Source organism: Lysobacter sp. Soil_N_23, assembly GCF_057656135.1.
In genome coordinates this window covers 180,273-195,186 of the sequence record NZ_JBDGKY010000005.1, presented here as the reverse complement: position 1 = coordinate 195,186, position 14,914 = coordinate 180,273, and the positions used below count along the sequence as shown (strand labels likewise).

The 14,914-nt window shown below is 64.8% G+C and carries 19 protein-coding genes; 10 read left to right on the top strand and 9 right to left on the bottom strand.

What is annotated here, in order from left to right:
* Nucleotides 1-14 precede the first annotated feature (14 nt).
* A complete protein-coding gene (locus tag AC3A3X_RS06295; protein ID WP_487582176.1) occupies nucleotides 15-1,583 on the bottom strand; it encodes a methyltransferase regulatory domain-containing protein in 1,569 nt (522 codons plus the stop codon).
* Between the two features lie 183 nt (nucleotides 1,584-1,766).
* Nucleotides 1,767-2,309 (bottom strand): DUF4136 domain-containing protein, encoded by a 543-nt coding sequence (locus tag AC3A3X_RS06290; RefSeq protein ID WP_487582175.1) that lies wholly within the window; start codon nucleotides 2,307-2,309, stop codon nucleotides 1,767-1,769.
* Nucleotides 2,310-2,537: 228 nt separating this feature from the next.
* On the opposite strand from AC3A3X_RS06290, the gene msrB reads away from it, so the two are divergent.
* The 4 genes from msrB to AC3A3X_RS06270 all read left to right on the top strand — a co-directional run bounded on the left by msrB (nucleotide 2,538) and on the right by AC3A3X_RS06270 (nucleotide 5,058).
* Nucleotides 2,538-2,987 (top strand): peptide-methionine (R)-S-oxide reductase MsrB, encoded by a 450-nt coding sequence (gene msrB / locus AC3A3X_RS06285; RefSeq protein ID WP_487582174.1) that lies wholly within the window; start codon nucleotides 2,538-2,540, stop codon nucleotides 2,985-2,987.
* Between the two features lie 72 nt (nucleotides 2,988-3,059).
* Nucleotides 3,060-3,500, top strand: a complete 441-nt coding sequence (locus tag AC3A3X_RS06280) for a carboxymuconolactone decarboxylase family protein (protein ID WP_487582173.1) — start codon at nucleotides 3,060-3,062, stop codon at nucleotides 3,498-3,500.
* 208 nt (nucleotides 3,501-3,708) lie between these two features.
* Complete coding sequence (locus AC3A3X_RS06275) at nucleotides 3,709-4,104, top strand: GFA family protein (protein ID WP_487582172.1); 396 nt, start codon at nucleotides 3,709-3,711, stop codon at nucleotides 4,102-4,104.
* A gap of 42 nt (nucleotides 4,105-4,146) precedes the next feature.
* The gene (locus AC3A3X_RS06270) at nucleotides 4,147-5,058 is read left to right on the top strand and encodes a VOC family protein (RefSeq protein WP_487582171.1); all 912 of its coding nucleotides are present in this window, start codon (nucleotides 4,147-4,149) and stop codon (nucleotides 5,056-5,058) included.
* 101 nt (nucleotides 5,059-5,159) lie between these two features.
* On the opposite strand, the gene AC3A3X_RS06265 is transcribed toward AC3A3X_RS06270, so the two are convergent.
* The 5 genes from AC3A3X_RS06265 to AC3A3X_RS06245 form a co-directional block, all read right to left on the bottom strand.
* A complete protein-coding gene (locus AC3A3X_RS06265) occupies nucleotides 5,160-5,906 on the bottom strand; it encodes an HvfC family RiPP maturation protein (RefSeq protein WP_487582170.1) in 747 nt (248 codons plus the stop codon).
* Nucleotides 5,899-6,756, bottom strand: coding sequence for an HvfB family MNIO-type RiPP peptide maturase (locus AC3A3X_RS06260; protein ID WP_487582169.1), 858 nt, complete (start codon nucleotides 6,754-6,756; stop codon nucleotides 5,899-5,901). Before AC3A3X_RS06260 ends, AC3A3X_RS06265 begins: the two co-directional genes overlap by 8 nt.
* 64 nt (nucleotides 6,757-6,820) lie before the next feature.
* Nucleotides 6,821-7,276 (bottom strand): HvfA family oxazolone/thioamide-modified RiPP metallophore, encoded by a 456-nt coding sequence (locus AC3A3X_RS06255; RefSeq protein ID WP_487582168.1) that lies wholly within the window; start codon nucleotides 7,274-7,276, stop codon nucleotides 6,821-6,823.
* Nucleotides 7,277-7,359: 83 nt separating this feature from the next.
* Nucleotides 7,360-8,034 (bottom strand): HvfX family Cu-binding RiPP maturation protein, encoded by a 675-nt coding sequence (locus AC3A3X_RS06250; protein ID WP_487582167.1) that lies wholly within the window; start codon nucleotides 8,032-8,034, stop codon nucleotides 7,360-7,362.
* Between the two features lie 161 nt (nucleotides 8,035-8,195).
* Nucleotides 8,196-8,501 carry a hypothetical protein gene (locus AC3A3X_RS06245; RefSeq protein WP_487582166.1) on the bottom strand — a complete coding sequence of 102 codons (306 nt, stop codon included), beginning with the start codon at nucleotides 8,499-8,501 and terminating at the stop codon, nucleotides 8,196-8,198.
* A 338-nt stretch (nucleotides 8,502-8,839) separates the two neighbouring features.
* On the opposite strand from AC3A3X_RS06245, the gene AC3A3X_RS06240 reads away from it, so the two are divergent.
* Together AC3A3X_RS06240 and AC3A3X_RS06235 are read left to right on the top strand one after the other, a co-directional pair.
* Nucleotides 8,840-9,268 carry a hypothetical protein gene (locus AC3A3X_RS06240; protein WP_487582165.1) on the top strand — a complete coding sequence of 143 codons (429 nt, stop codon included), beginning with the start codon at nucleotides 8,840-8,842 and terminating at the stop codon, nucleotides 9,266-9,268.
* Between the two features lie 154 nt (nucleotides 9,269-9,422).
* Complete coding sequence (locus AC3A3X_RS06235) at nucleotides 9,423-10,895, top strand: DUF1254 domain-containing protein (RefSeq protein ID WP_487582164.1); 1,473 nt, start codon at nucleotides 9,423-9,425, stop codon at nucleotides 10,893-10,895.
* Nucleotides 10,896-10,999: 104 nt separating this feature from the next.
* On the opposite strand, the gene AC3A3X_RS06230 is transcribed toward AC3A3X_RS06235, so the two are convergent.
* Both AC3A3X_RS06230 and AC3A3X_RS06225 read right to left on the bottom strand, forming a co-directional pair.
* The gene (locus AC3A3X_RS06230) at nucleotides 11,000-12,703 is read right to left on the bottom strand and encodes a SulP family inorganic anion transporter (protein ID WP_487582163.1); all 1,704 of its coding nucleotides are present in this window, start codon (nucleotides 12,701-12,703) and stop codon (nucleotides 11,000-11,002) included.
* Between the two features lie 43 nt (nucleotides 12,704-12,746).
* Nucleotides 12,747-13,505: a hypothetical protein gene (locus AC3A3X_RS06225; protein WP_487582162.1), complete on the bottom strand. Its 759-nt coding sequence runs from the start codon at nucleotides 13,503-13,505 to the stop codon at nucleotides 12,747-12,749.
* A 249-nt stretch (nucleotides 13,506-13,754) separates the two neighbouring features.
* On the opposite strand from AC3A3X_RS06225, the gene AC3A3X_RS06220 reads away from it, so the two are divergent.
* Genes AC3A3X_RS06220 through AC3A3X_RS06205 form a run of 4 tightly spaced genes read left to right on the top strand, consistent with a single transcriptional unit; the run spans nucleotide 13,755 to nucleotide 14,854 of the window.
* Nucleotides 13,755-14,006, top strand: a complete 252-nt coding sequence (locus tag AC3A3X_RS06220; RefSeq protein ID WP_487582161.1) for a helix-turn-helix domain-containing protein — start codon at nucleotides 13,755-13,757, stop codon at nucleotides 14,004-14,006.
* 16 nt (nucleotides 14,007-14,022) lie between these two features.
* Nucleotides 14,023-14,229, top strand: coding sequence for a hypothetical protein (locus AC3A3X_RS06215; protein WP_487582160.1), 207 nt, complete (start codon nucleotides 14,023-14,025; stop codon nucleotides 14,227-14,229).
* A 24-nt stretch (nucleotides 14,230-14,253) separates the two neighbouring features.
* Nucleotides 14,254-14,607, top strand: a complete 354-nt coding sequence (locus AC3A3X_RS06210) for a YkgJ family cysteine cluster protein (protein ID WP_487582159.1) — start codon at nucleotides 14,254-14,256, stop codon at nucleotides 14,605-14,607.
* Nucleotides 14,608-14,641: 34 nt separating this feature from the next.
* The gene (locus AC3A3X_RS06205; RefSeq protein ID WP_487582158.1) at nucleotides 14,642-14,854 is read left to right on the top strand and encodes a hypothetical protein; all 213 of its coding nucleotides are present in this window, start codon (nucleotides 14,642-14,644) and stop codon (nucleotides 14,852-14,854) included.
* The last annotated feature ends 60 nt before the right edge of the window (nucleotides 14,855-14,914 follow it).

The following is a 14,914-nucleotide window of genomic DNA, read 5'->3' as shown; positions in this document are numbered from 1 at the left end:
AGTGCAGGCGCCTGTCAGTGCGCGGCACCCGCCAGCATCGCACGGCTCGACAACCAGGCCAGCGCCTGCGTGACCGCATCCGTGGCAAGGCGGTTGATCTCCTGCGGGTCCTCGATCGTCTTGCCGTCCTGCCCGAAGGTGAAGCGCTGCTCGGCGACGGCCGCCACCAGTGCGGCGACCAGCGCCGGGCGATCCTTGCGGCCGTCCAGCAGCGGCAGCAGGAACGACTCGGCCACGCCCGGTTCGGCAGTTTCGCGCCACTGGTTGAACATCTTGACCGGCGTGGCGGCGCCGAGGCCGGCCAGGGCGCGCAATGCAGGATGTGCCTTGGGTCGCGCGGCGATGGCCGATTCCAGCGGCATGGGGTCGACGCGACATTGCACCGCGTTGCCGACGATCAGCGCGCTGATGAAGGCGATCAGCTGGTCCTTCCCTTGCTCGCCCGGGGCAATGGCGTTGGCCGCCTTGACCAGCGTCGCCATCGGGACGGTTCCGGGCCAGGCCTTGTTGAGTGCGCTGATCACCGACTGCGACACCTCGCTGGTGGCGGTGACGTTGCGCCCGTTGCCCGTTGACCACTCGCAACCGTCATCGGATGCCGGCGTGTAGTTTCCGGCGACATGCAGTCGCAATATCCGCGATGCATCGAGCTGGTAGCGGATCTTGCCTGCTTTGTCGGCATGTACCAGCAGCGTCTGCCGGAACGTGCGATTGCCGAGGAAGTCGAGCAGCTGTTCCAGCCGGATCTGGTCCCCCTCGCACTCGGCGAGCAGCAACTTCGCCTGCTCCGCGCCGTAGTTGTTGGCGAACATGCTGCTGACATGAGCCTCGCCCAGGTAATCCAGGCCCTGTTGCCGCGCGCTCGCCAGGAAGTCGCGGAAGTAGCACGGCGAATTGCACAGTTCCAGGAATTCATGGGCGAGGTAATAGTCGCGGCCGTGGCGGATCGTCTGGATGTTGTCGCCCATGATCTTGGCCAGCACGCTGTCCTGCGGCGCCATGTCGTGCAGGAAGTCGATCATGCCGCGGGCGTAGGCCAGTCGCTCGCCGGCATCGGCGCGGCCGTCGGCGCGCAGCAGCATGGCGTCGCGCACGATTTCCTTGGCCTTCCATCCCGGGTAGGTGTTGTAGCTGACGTAGGCGATGCCGTCCGGCGACAGGCATTGGCTTGCGACCCGCAGGATCGCTTCCTGCACCTCCGGCGGGACCCAGCTGTAGACGCCGTGACAGATGATGTAGTCGAACTCGCCCAGGCTCGGGTCGAGATCGGCAATGCTGCCCTGGACCAGTTGTACGTTCTTCAGGCCCATCGCGGCGATGGCACGTTGTCCGGCCTCCACCTGCACCTGCGACAGGTCGATGCCGGTCACTTCGGCGTGCGGATAGCGCGCCGCGAAAGGAATCACGTTGCCACCGGCGGCGCAGCCCAGCTCGAGCACGCGGGCGCGTGCGGGGGCGGGGGCGTCCAGGCCGAACAGGTGCGCGACCGTGCGCAGGTGTTCCGGAGCCGTTACCGGGAACGCGGAGGAAAGGTAGGGGAACTCGTCGTAGGTCCGGCCGATCTGTTCAGTAAGCGTGGTCATTGTCCGTTGCGATAGAGCGGGTAGGGGCTGTCCAGTCTAGGAAGCGCACCCGCAACGCAGCGTTTGTTCGGGAGGTGAAAATTCCTCGGATCGCTGCGAATCTTTCTCGCCATCGGATCATGGCGTTGCGCCGGAGCGACCACCCGGCCGCTCCGTGCAGATCATCCGGCCGTGCTCGACCCGCTACTTCGCCTTGGGCGTCGGCGGGAAGTTGGCGAACATCTTGTCCAGTCCCTTGTCGAGACCGGCCTCGGCCTTGTCGGGATTGCTCGGCACGGTGCCGGTGGCGGTACCGCGCCAGACCGCCTGCCTGGACTTGCTGTCGAACATGTCCACGACGAGCGTACCGACGTCGTAGGTGTGCACGGTGGTCGACGCATTGCCCATGGCCATGCCGCCGCCCCAGCCACGGCGCCAGCCCCAGCCGCCCATTCCGGTGCCGGTGTAGAAGGTATCGAGCGACTGCTTCTGCGAGGTCGACACATGGGCTGCAACGGCAACGTCGCCGCCTTCGGCCTGTGTCCATCCCTTGGCTTGCAGCCGCGAATCGATGCCTTCGACGATGCGCTGCTGCATCAGCGGCGAGCCGCCCTCCGGTTTCATGGCCCAGTAGTAGGTCTTGTACGCCGAGAAATTGGCCGAGGGGTCGGAGTCGGTGGTGACTTTGGGAGTCGCCGCCACGGCGGCGAACGAGACAAGCGCGAGTGAAAGGGCCAGGGCCTTCATGGAAGCTCCATCGATTGAGAAGGGCAGCGCGAATCTGGCGCCAGCTGGCGTATTGCAGACGTGAAGGCGAGGCGGCGGACATGACGCGTGGCACATACTCGCGCAGGCAACCCTCCACGGTGGCCGCCGCCGATACATTGCGTTACAAAAACCCCGGCTCGCCGCGCATTGGACTCGCTGCCAGCGCCCCCATCTCGTTGGCACGTCCATCCCGCCCAGGAGAACCCCATGAGCGACTACCGCAAGACTCCCGAAGCCATCGCCAAGCTGACCCCCGAGCAGTACCGCGTGACCCAGGAAGGCGCTACCGAGCGCCCGGGCACCGGCGAGTACCTGCACAACGACAAGGTTGGGATCTACGTCGACATCGTCTCGGGTGAGCCGCTGTTCGCTTCCTCGGCCAAGTACGAATCCGGTTGCGGCTGGCCCAGTTTCACCAAGCCGATCGGCCCTGCCAATGTCACGGAAATTCGCGACACCAGCCATGGAATGATCCGCACCGAAGTGCGTTCGGCCAGTGGCGACAGCCACCTTGGCCATGTCTTCCCCGATGGGCCGCGCGACCAGGGTGGCCTGCGCTACTGCATCAACTCGGCGTCGCTGCGCTTCGTTCCGCGCGAGGAGATGGAAGCGGCCGGTTACGGCGCCTGGATCGACCAGGTCGAAGACGTGCGGTGACTGGCCGGTGACCTCGGTGGACCGATGCACGTGCGATGCCGATTACCCGACCAACTTCTCAGGAGTCTTTCCATGCAACCCCGTCTCGACTTCTACAAAGCCTCACCGGATGCCGCCAAAGCGATGCTCGCCCTCGAGGCCGCCGTCAACAAGCTCGGCCTGGAACCGGCGCTGCTTGAACTGGTGAAGCTGCGCGCATCGCAGATCAATGGCTGCGCCTACTGCGTCGACCTGCACAGCAGCGACGCACGCAAGCGCGGCGAAAGCGAGCGTCGTCTCCATGCCGTTGCCGTATGGCGCGAGTCGCCGTTCTTCAGCGACCGCGAGCGCGCTGCGCTGGCCTGGACCGAATCGTTGACCCTGCTGTCGCAGACGCGCGCTCCGGACGCCGACTACGAGTGGCTCAGCAGCCAGTTCGACGAGCGCGAGCGCGTCAACCTGACCGTGGCCATCAACGCCATCAACGGCTGGAACCGCCTCGCGGTCGGGTTCCGCTCCGTCTCCGCCACCTGATCCAACCTACAAGTCGAATGTCGTCCCGAGCGCAGCGAGGGACCTGGTGTGTCGCCGCGGCAAGCAGGTCCCTCGCTGCGCTCGGGATGACGAAGCAAGGCTTGTCCAGGCGTTGTCCCGCGGTTCCGGCGACCCGTCGCGCGGGACCAGGCGGCGGTCTACTATATTTCCCGCCGCAGTTCCTCCATGCGCCAGGTGGCAGGACGTCATGACAGATCGACTTGCATCGTGCAGTTGCGGGAAGCTCAGCGTCAGCACGCGGGGCGAGCCGATACGCGTCTCTGTTTGCCATTGCCTGAACTGCCAGAGGCGCTCTGGCAGCGTCTTCGCCGCCCAGGCAAGATTCCCGGCCGACGCGGTGGCCATCACGGGGCGGAGCACGGAATTCGAGCTGGTCGGCGACGAAGGAACCTCGGCCCGGTTTCACTTCTGCCCGCAATGTGGCGCCACCGTCTTCTATCTGATGGACGCGACTCCCGGCGTGGTCGCCATTCCCGTGGGCGCCTTTGCCGACCCGGAATTTCCACGACCGCAGGTGTCGGTGTATGCGGTGCGGCAGCACCCATGGGTGCATCTGAGCGAAGGTATCGAGCGTATCGATTGAGTTTCCACTGCAGTTCCTGACGCATCGCAAAGGAGGTTCCGTATGTCCCTCGTCAAGCCGATCACGCCGCATCTGTGGTTCGACAAGCAGGCTACAGAAGCGGCCGAGTTCTATTGCTCGGTGTTTCCGGATTCGAAGGTCGAGTCCGTCGCCCGGCTGCGCAATACGCCCTCGGGCGATTGCGATGTGGTGTCGTTCACCCTGCAGGGACAACCTTTCCTGGCTATCAGTGCCGGGCCGCTGTTCAAGTTCAATCCGTCGGTGTCGTTCTTCGTCAACTTCGATCCGTCACGCGACCCGGATGCGCGCTCGAAGCTGGACCAGCTTTGGGCGGCGCTGGTCGAAGGTGGCCAGGCGCTGATGCCGCTGGATGCATATCCCTTCAGCCAGCGCTTTGGCTGGGTGCAGGATCGCTATGGCGTGTCTTGGCAGTTGATCCTGACCGATACCGCTGGCGAACCGAGGTCGCCGATCGTGCCGTCGCTGATGTTTACCGGCGCGGTGTATGGCAAGGCCGAAGAGGCGGGCGCGTTCTACCGCTCGGTCTTCGACGGCTCCAGGGAAGGACAGATGGCGAAGTATCCCGCCGGCATGCCGCAGGATCGCGAAGGCACCGTCATGTTCTCCGATTTCCGTCTCGGCGAGAGCTGGTTTGCGGCGATGGACAGCGGACATCCGCACGGCTTCGGCTTCAACGAGGCGATTTCCTTCGTGGTCACTTGCCGTGACCAGGCGGAGATCGACCGCTACTGGGCGCAGCTCTCCAGCGTGCCCGAAGCGGAGCAGTGCGGCTGGTGCAAGGACCGCTACGGAGTGTCGTGGCAGATCACGCCGATGCTGATGGACGAGATACTGGTCTCGGGCGACCAGGCCACGATCGATCGGGTGACCCAGGCGTTCCTGCCAATGCACAAGCTCGACGTGGCCGTGATCGAGGCGGCGGCCGCGTCGTAAGCGGCGCAGAACCGGACGCTCGCAGGCGCTGCATGAGTGCCGTTATGGCTTCATTTCGATACAAACTGGTCGAACCAGCCACTGCGGGATCTTCAGCGTCCTTACGGCGATGCGGTCCCGAGGACGATTCCCTGCGCATGCAGTTGCTGGAGCAGCTCCAGGCCGTGCGCTTCCATCTCGGCAGGATCCGCGCCCACGGCGGATGCGAGCGCCGCAAGATGGTTTCGTCCACTCCACGCGTTTGCCTGCAACGAAGCCAGCAGGTGGTAGACCAGCGGCGCTATGCAGTTGAAGCGCACACCGTGGTCGGCGTCGCGGTGGACGAGCAGGGTGGTGGGCTGCTCCGGAGGGGTGTCGACTACGTGACCTGGTCCGATGTCCGTGACCGGCCAGCGAAACGCCAGTGGAATGGCGAGCGGCGAAAGCACCGGCACGCCGGTGAGCAGGTCACCCTCGGCGCGGTAGGGTGGCGGCACGGCGCCGCTGACATACAACGCCTGCTCGATCCATTCGTAATGCGCGAGATCGGGCAACCAGGGTGGAACACCGGGGTCGTCGGCACGAGCTTCGAGGTAGGCGACGAACTCGCCGGCGATCCTCGGAAACAATGGCGTGCTGCTGCGGTGCTCGGCATAGAAGGCGCGTACGAGCGCCTTCCACCGCGCTGCGCCGAGCGTTTCCCGGATCACCGGGAATCCGCCCGCCAGCAATCCTTCGATCGCGCCGAAGAACAACTCGCGGTACACGCGCAGGCGACGATCCTCGATTCCCGGCGGCGGCGCATGGCGGGCGGGGTCGCGCAGGTGACGCGCCAGGGCGTACTGCTGTTCGCGCAGCAACTCAGACATGGGCCAGCTCCAGCAACTGCCGCCGGTCGGCATGGGCCAGTTGCATCGTGCGGATCCGTTGCGTCTCCAACAGCAACTCGCCGAGGGGTGGGAGGTTGAAGTCGCGCTCCAGCAGCGTCGGGCGCACGCCGAAACGGCGGTAAGCCGCATCCAGCAGGTCCCACACGTCACTCTTCACCGGCGCGCCATGGGTATCGACCTTGAGGTCGATGTCCTCGTCGAAGTGCCCGGCGATGTGGTACGAGGCGATGCGCTCGGCCGGAAGCCGAGCCAGGAAGGCCTGCGGGTCGTAGCCGTGGTTGATCGAGTTGACGTAGAGGTTGTTGACGTCCAGCAGCAGGTCGGTGTCGGCCTCGGTCAGGACGGCATTGATGAAATCGATCTCCGCCAATGCCTGGTAAGGCGCGGCGTAGTAGGAGACGTTCTCCACCGCGATGCGCCGACCCAGCACGTCCTGCACCTGGCGGATGCGCGAGGCGACATGGCCGATGGCCTCGTCGGTGAACGGAATGGGCATGAGGTCATACAGGTGCCCGTCGTCGGAGGTGTAGCTAAGGTGCTCGCTGTACAGCACCACATCGTGACGATCGTTGAATTCGTGCGTGCGCTTGAGCAGATCCATGTCGAGCGGTTCGATCCCGCCCAGCGACAACGACAGGCCGTGCGCGCTGATCGGGAAGCGTGCGGAAAGCTCGGCCAGCGAGTCGCCGAACTTGCCGCCGACGCCGATCCAGTTGTCCGGCGCGGCTTCGAGGAAATCGACCGCGCCATCATCCATTGCCAGCAGTTCCGGCAGCAGGCCACGGCGCAGGCCCAGGCCGGCGGAAGTAGGAGTAACGAGGGAGCGCATGGCGGTGATCTCGCAAGGCCCCCGCGGCGGCGTGGCCGCGGGGGGCGGGGAACGGGCAGGGGGATTACTCCGGGAAGGCCGCGAAACGGCCGATCGGGATCTTCTTGCCGTTGGCTTCGAAACGGGCCTTGGTGTAGTCGTATGCCTCGCGCTCGGAGATGAAGCCGTCGGCATTGGCGTCCTTGTCCGCCCAGCCTTGGCCGGTCGGCACGACCTTCAGGTACTCGGCCTTCGAAACCAGCCCGTCGTCGTTGGTGTCGGTCTTGTTGAAGCGCGAATCGCCGCACTGGCCTTCGCCACACTTGCCTTCGGCGGTCTTCGAGGCGGCTGTCGTCTTCGCGGTCTTGCCTTCGCTGGCGCCGCACTTGCCTTCACCACACTTGCCTTCGCCTGCGGCGTGGCTGGCGGCGAGCATGTAGCCCTGAGCGAGGGGCTGCATGGCGAATGCGGAACCACTGAGGGCCAGGCCAGCGAGGGCGAGACCGAGCAGGCCGGCGGTATTGCGGGAGTTGGGGGACATGGGTATTGCTCCGGTTGGTTTGCACCGATTGGTGCGGGGTGTGCGGGACGCTTTCGCTGCCCGCGAATGAGAGAGGGGAGACGTCAGGTCTGTGCGTAACGCGGCGCTTCCTGGCGGAGTTGCGACCACGACCAGGCGAACAACGCGATGCCGCCGATGGCCAGTGCACCACCTGCCCAGGGCAGCAGGATGGAAACCGTCGTGCCGATGGCGAACAGCACCAGGGCCCAGGTCGAACGGTCAGCGCGGGTGCCCGGCACCGGCGTGAGACGTGCAGCGATCGCGTGATCCAGGCTGAAGCGGCCGGCACCGCCCAGCATCAGCGGCAGCAGCATCACCAGGTAGATCAGCGGCAGCTTGTAGTTGCCGAAGCCGTCATCGCTGATTGCGTAGCCTTGCCACAGTTCGGCGAGCGTCGACCAGTCGGACGGCCAGTGCACGGCGTAGATCGCCACGACAGTCAGCACCCACAGCGCGGCGGCGGCGTAACGCGTCCCCAGTCCGACCAGTAGGGCGACGCTGGCGCCCAGTTCCAGCCAGGTCGCCATCGTCCAGTTCAGCTGGGGGCTGAGCAACGAGAACGGCAGTGGGAAGCGCTCGCCGAGGTCGGCAAACCAGTTGCTGCCTTGCAGCTTCTCGCGGCCGGCTTCAAAGAACTCCCAGGCCAGCAGCAGGCGCAGGCCCAGCGGTGCCAGCCACTGGCCGACACCGTCGACGCGGGAGAAGAGGGGGGTGCTCGCGGGAAGTGCGGTGGACATACTGGTTCCTCGTAGGGGGCAACTTGATTTCCGTTGCTCCATTTCGAGGCACCGAGGTATCCCGCAGATATCGGAAAACCCGGCTTTTTGCGTGAAACCATGGCTGCCGCGCCGGCTGATACGCTCCGATACAAAACGCATCGGGACGCGCCTGCTTCACGCTAGGGTTCGTCCTCCCACGCCGTGGGGTAGTCAAACATGCCGGCTTGCAGCGGCACTTCGTCGGCGAATACGAACTCCGCCTGCGGTGCCGCAAGTGTCAGGTCGGAAACTGTCGATGTGGTAGCGGCCCAAGGGACGCGGGGCAGGGCCACCTGGGCTGGCGGGTCGGCAAGCAAATCGTCGCTGGAGTTGATCAGTACGACATGCGAGGCCACGGCAGGGTCGGTCTCGGGCGTCTGTGCATATGCAACAGGGACGGCCAAAGCGACCGGGAGCAGGAGGGTGATGGCTCGAAGCAGGTTCATCGGAACACTCCGTAGGGATGTCGACCCCATTGGGACGGTTCCCCGTATCGAAGGTGTGTCCGGGCCCCGATCGATTTGTATATCCGTGTATCGGATACGCAGCGGGTGGCCGCTTGCGGACTGGATTCGACACGCAGATCGAATTCCGGTGGAAGTGCGCCAACCGCGGACGTGTCTTCCCTGATCCGCGCTGTCACCCGAAAGCCCGAGGTCTCGCAGAATGGATCCCAGCTCACTCTGGACCGACTCCAGCACCGGCTTCTGCGCCTTCGTTTAGACTTCCCCTGCTCGTGGATTCCACGAGCACTCCGGATCAGGGCGAGGCGAGGAGAGACCCCATGGCTGACGATCTTGCCGCGGCGAATGTCAATCGGTCGTACCAGCTCGCGGCGTCGAGCATCGCGATCTTCACATTCCTGCTGTTCTTTCTGTATCCGAAGTTCACGAGCGGCCAGGTCGACGCCTTCCCGTTTCAAGCCACCTTGATCGTGATGGGCGTGGCGACGTTCTCGTTCGCATTTTCATCCTTCTACTATTACGGCGCATCGCTTGGCGATCGGATCGACGATGCCGAGCGTGCCCGGTACTCGCGCCGCGCCGATCGCCTATGGCTGATCGGCTGTGTCCTGCTGTTCCTGGCGCCAAGCCTGATCCTCTTCTCGGTCAGGCTTCTTGCCGTTGCGTCTGTATGGTTCGCACTATGGCTGGTGTACTTGTTCTTCGTGACGCGCTACTTCCCTCGCATCCTGACAGCGAGGAAGGACTGAGCTGCCGCCGGTGCTGGAATAGGGTGTTCCTGCCAGGGACCGAGGCGAGACGGTTGGGAAAAGACCGCTTCCGACCAATGACGAGCATCCGGACTGTCTCACGCGGCCTTCACGATTTGACGCACGATCATGTGTGACCGCCGGAGGGGTAGTCATGCGATCAACCAACCGAACTGCGCTGACCTTCATCGTTCTCTCGTTGACGCTCGCGTCCTGTAAGCGCGAACAGTTCGAGACGTCACCGGCCGCCAGCGATGGCGCCAGACCTGCCGCTACGGCGAGCCCGCGCGCGGTTGCTGACGTGTCCGAGCAGGAGGCCTACGCAATCGCCAGGGACGCCTACGTGTACGCATATCCGGCAATGCTGACCAACGCGACCCTGCGGAAGTTGAGCAATTTCGCCGAGCCGCTGGCCGGCGATGCCTATGGTCCGCCCAACCAGTTTCATCACGTCCGCCAACTTGCCGACCCGGACGCGCGGGTGGTCATTCGCACCAACGTGGACACGCTGTACTCGAATGCGATTCTCGATCTCAAGGCCGAGCCGCAGGTGCTTTCGGTGCCCGCGACCGATCGCTATTTCATGCTGCCCATGCTGAGCCTGTGGACCGACGTGTTCGCCGTGCCTGGCTCACGCACAACCGGGAAGAACACCGCGCGCGATTTCCTTGTCGCCGCTCCGCAGTGGCAGGGCAATGTACCAGCCGGCCTGGATCTCATCCGCAGTCCCACCCGGTACGTGTGGATTATCGGCCGCACCCAGACCACCGGTGTCGCCGACTACGACAGCGTGCACCAGGTGCAGGACGGTTACAGGTTGCGCCCCCTGTCGGCGTGGGGCAAAGGCGACTACATGCCACCCAAGGGGAGTGTCGACCCCGGCATAGACATGAAGGCCGATCCGCCGAAGGTCCTTGACCAGATGGACGCCGCGCGGTTCTTTGGACAGTTCGCCGAGCTGCTCAAGGACAATCCGCCTGCCCCCATCGACTATCCGATGATCCACCGCCTCGAACGCGTGGGCTTCAAGGCTGGCGAGAGCTTCGATTTGAGCAAGGCACCGGAAGTGGTCCGCAAGGCGTTCGAACGCGGATACGCGGATGGCAAGGCGCTCGTGGTCGCCGAAGGCGACAAGGCGGCGGGGAAGGGCGGCAAGGGTTGGGTCTACACCACCCGCAGCGGCACGTACGGCACCGACTATCTCTACCGCGCTGCGATCGCGCAATGCTGTGTCGGCGAGAACCTGCCGCAGGATGCGGTTTACCCGGCGCTGTCCAGCGACAGCGAAGGGCGGCCGCTCGACGGCAACCACAAGTACGTGCTGCATTTCGACAAGGGCGCGTTGCCGCCGGTGGACGCGTTCTGGTCTGTCACGGCGTATGACGCTGACGGCTACTTCATCGCCAACTCCATCAAGCGCCAGGCCGTCGGCGATCGCAGCAACCTGGTGGCCAATGCCGATGGTTCGATCGACCTGTACATCCAGTCGGAATCGCCCGGCTCCGACAAGGAAGCCAACTGGCTGCCGGTAGGCAAGGCGCCCTTCACGCTTCTGATGCGGTTGTATTCGCCGCGCGAGGATTTCCTCGAAGGAAAGTGGGCCCCTCCACCGGTCGTGCGCCAGTAGGGAAGCTTTCGATTCCGGAAAATTGAAGCCATCCGCGAACTGGTCCCGCAGTTTGGTCCGGCTTCCTGCCGAGAGAGGGACGGCCGGGGCTGCAACCGGCCCCATCAGGCCCGAACATCGGGGACCTCTCCAATCAGCCTGCGCGCGATGCCCAGTGCGGCGTCGAAATCGCCGGCGAAATGGAGTTCGCCATGTCGCGGGCGCAGGTGCATGCCTTCGACAACCTGGCGTGGTTGCGCCTGAAGGCCGGAAATGATGAGCACGATGCCGCGGCGACGGCACCGCTCGAGCAAGGTCTTGAGGGCATGGACGCCACTTGCGTCGATGATCGGCACCAGTCGCATCCGCAGAATGAACACCTTCGGCGGGTCGCGAAACTGATCGAGGATATTGTCGAGCCGGTTGGCGACGCCGAAGAACAGCGGCCCGTTGATCATGAAGGCCTCGACGCCGGCAGGCAGGTGATCTCGCTGGGTCAGGTCGGCGGAGGCCTCGCCGTTCTCTTCGATGAACCTGATGCCCGACGTGACTTCCACCGCGTCGGCCATCCGGAACATGAAAACGAATGCCGCCACGACGAGGCCGACCTCGATCGCGAGCGTCAGGTCGAAGAACACCGTGAGAAAGAAGGTCAGCAGCAACACCAGTCGATCCCCCTTCGGGGCCGACAGGGTGTGGCGGAAGTGCTCGTACTCGCAGATGTTCCACGCCACGACCAGAAGCACGGCAGCCAGTGCCGCCAAGGGCACATAGCGCATCAGTGGCGCCAGTGCGACCAGGAACACCAGCAGGAAAGCTGCGTGCAGCATGCCCGCGATCGGCGAGCGTCCACCGGCGCGAACGTTGGTCGCCGTGCGTGCAATGGCGCCGGTGGCCGGGAGCCCGCCAAACAGCGCCGCGCCGACGTTGGCCAGCCCCTGCGCGACGAGCTCGCCGTTGGAGCGATGGCGCCCGCCGGTCATGCCATCGGCCACCACCGCAGACAGCAACGACTCGACGCCGGCGAGAAACGCGATGGTGAACGAACTGGGCAGGAGTTCCCCGGTGCGCTCGAACGGAATGCGCGGGATTTCGAATGTCGGCAATGACGTGGCGAGGCTGCCAAATCGCGTTCCGATGGACTCCACCGGGAGCGCAAAGGCGCTGGAAGCGAGGGTGCAGATGATCAGTGCGACCAGGAACCCAGGCCAGTTCGGCCAGCCGCGCCGCAGCGTCACGATGATGGCGATCGCGACCAGCGCGAGGGACGCTGCCGCCGGATTGGCCGACGTCAGGTGCTCGGCATAGGCACTCCAGCGCGGCACGAACTCGGCTGGCACGTGGCCCATGTCCAGGCCCAGAAGGTCCTTGATCTGGCTGGAGAAGATGCTGACCGCGATGCCCGCGGTGAAGCCGGTGATCACCGGCTGCGGCATGTACTTCATCAGCGTGCCCAGGCGCATCAGGCCTGCGGCGATCAGCATCAGCCCCGCCAACAACGTGCACAGCACGAGGCCGCCGAACCCGAAGTCCTGGATCACCACGAACACGACCGGAATGAACGCGGCGGTGGGCCCGCCAATCTGCACGCGCGATCCGCCCAGCGCCGAGATCAGGAAGCCCGACACGATCGCCGTGTACAACCCCTTCTCCGGCGTCGTGCCGCTGGCGATCGCCAGCGCCATGGCCAGCGGCAGCGCGACGACGGCTACGGTCAGGCCCGCGATGGCATCGCGTCGCAGATCGGCGAAGGAGTATCCCTCCCGCAATACCGTCAGCAGCTTGGGTTCGAAGAGGTGCGCGTACTGCCTGACGCTGTCCGATTCCATGACTGACTCCCCGGATCAGTGGGTCTTGCGTCGTGCCGTCGCCTCAGCGGCGCTTCCTCGGACTCGGCCGTCTTCCCTGGAGGGGATCGTGGGCAAGCTTGGTGAGCACGGCTTCGAACAACGGATCGTCGGCCTCTTCGAACAGCACATGCCTGGCCGTGGAGAGGGCCACGACCCTGGCCAGCTCCAACGGCAGCGGTTCGATCGCTTCGCTCCAGAATTGCAACTGCAGGTCGTCCAGCCAGCGCGCATGGGGCATCAGCGTGCGGCAGCGCGACAACTCCGCACGGCACTGCTCGTCCGCCGGACCGGTCTGGCTGGCGGCGATCAGCATCGTGCACGGCAATCGGGTCGATGCCTGGATCAGCTGGTTGTAGACCGACACGCATCTGGACAGCGTTTGCGGCTGGGCCACGGCCGTGCGGACATCGCGCGAATCGACGATGGCGACGGCGGCCTGCATCGAGGTGCGTGCCAGAAGCGCGGCGATGGAGCTTTCTTCGGCGCCGGCCGTGCCGCAGAACGGTTTTGCAAGTTGCGGCGCGCAGGCCCTGAGCCAGCTCGGCGGTTTGTCCACACCCGGCGTATAGGGACCGGGATTGCCACGACCCACCAGGACGTCGTGCAACGAGTGCGTGAGTTCCACCCATGCCGTCGGCAGGGTGGGCCAGCACAGGGACTGCACCAGGACCGTTTCGCCGGCCTCGTTCGACGCCTGCGCCGACCCGAGGAACGCGATGCGAGCGGCCTGGGTCCTGCCTGCCCGGGCGGAGGGACGCGATGGCGGGGAGGGGGACGTCATGGCAACGACGGGTGCTCTCCGGTCAGGCAGGGTTGAAAAGCATCATGTGATGTTTTATACAGTCTAAGTAATGTTTTGTACATCACTTTAGAGGTGCCAGCACCGTAGGGATGGCATTTGCCAGGGCGCTTGCAGATGATGCGCGTCCCAGACCGGTTGCGCCGGTTGCAGTGAGAACAAGGCGATGCCGAATGCACTCCCCCCAACGCCCGGTGCCCCTCCAGTGACGACTTTGCAGGTATCCCGGACATGATCACCGCCGCCCAGATGCGAGCGGCGCGGGCTTTGGCCGGAATGGATCAGAAGACGCTGGCGGAGAAGGCCGGAGTGTCATTGCCGACCATCCAGAGGATGGAGGCCAGCACGGGAAATGTGCGTGGCGTGGTCGAGACATTGACCAAGATCATTGTTGCGCTCGACGCGGCAGGCATCGAACTGATTGGCGAAAACGCCCCCAGCGTGGGGACGGGAAGAGGGGTCCGGCTCAAGAGTCCGGGTTGACGCAGGAGGTGGTGACGTGGCAACTGACGCAGACATCGTCGAGATCAAGCGCATGTGCGTGCTGCTGTTCCTGGAGCTGCAGGAGATACGCCGGAAACTGGAGATCGATCCGGTCGGTTCCCGGGACAGCGACGAGTATCGAGCGGCGGTGCCGGGCTACCTGGGGCAGCTCGACAGCAAGATGCGCAATCTCGCCAAGGAACTTCCACGTGGCGATGCGTAGCGGGCCGGTGGAACCGAGAAAGCAATGACCCGCAACAGTCGCAAACTTGAGTCGCTGCGCAGCCGCATTCCGTCGTTCACCTGCATTGTGGGCTGCCACGATTGCTGTGGGCCGGTCACCGCATCCTCGGAGGAAATGGCCCGGCTTCCGGTCAAGACAGACGCCGAGCACGAAGCAGCATTGGCCGAACTCAGTTGTCCGCACCTCGGGGAACATGGCTGCACGGTCTACAACGAGCGCCCCCTGATCTGTCGCCTGTTCGGGACGACACCGCGACTGCTCTGTCCCAATGGCCAGCGTCCGGTGTACATGATCGACGCCAAGGCCGAGGAAGATGTTTTCCAGTATCTGCGCCAGACGCGACAGGTACTCGTTTGATCGCGACACAGACCCGATGAGGCGCCCTGGTTCCATGTTGGCATTGCAAGACCTTTCCCCGAACGAGCGTGCGGCGCTGCGTGCGCTCCTGAACCGGCGGCCGCTCTTCAAGTGGGAGCGCGAGGCGTTGACCGAATGCACGCAGCGCAGCCTGGAAGAGAAGGGCCTTATTGCCCGGGACGGTGGGCAGTGGCGCATCACGGAGAAGGTGTTCGCGAAACCGGGCCCGATTGCCGCGACCGGCTAGAGGCTTGCGCCGGGAACGCTGGCGGCTCACGCCTCCAATGACGCCGATGCGCTGGATATG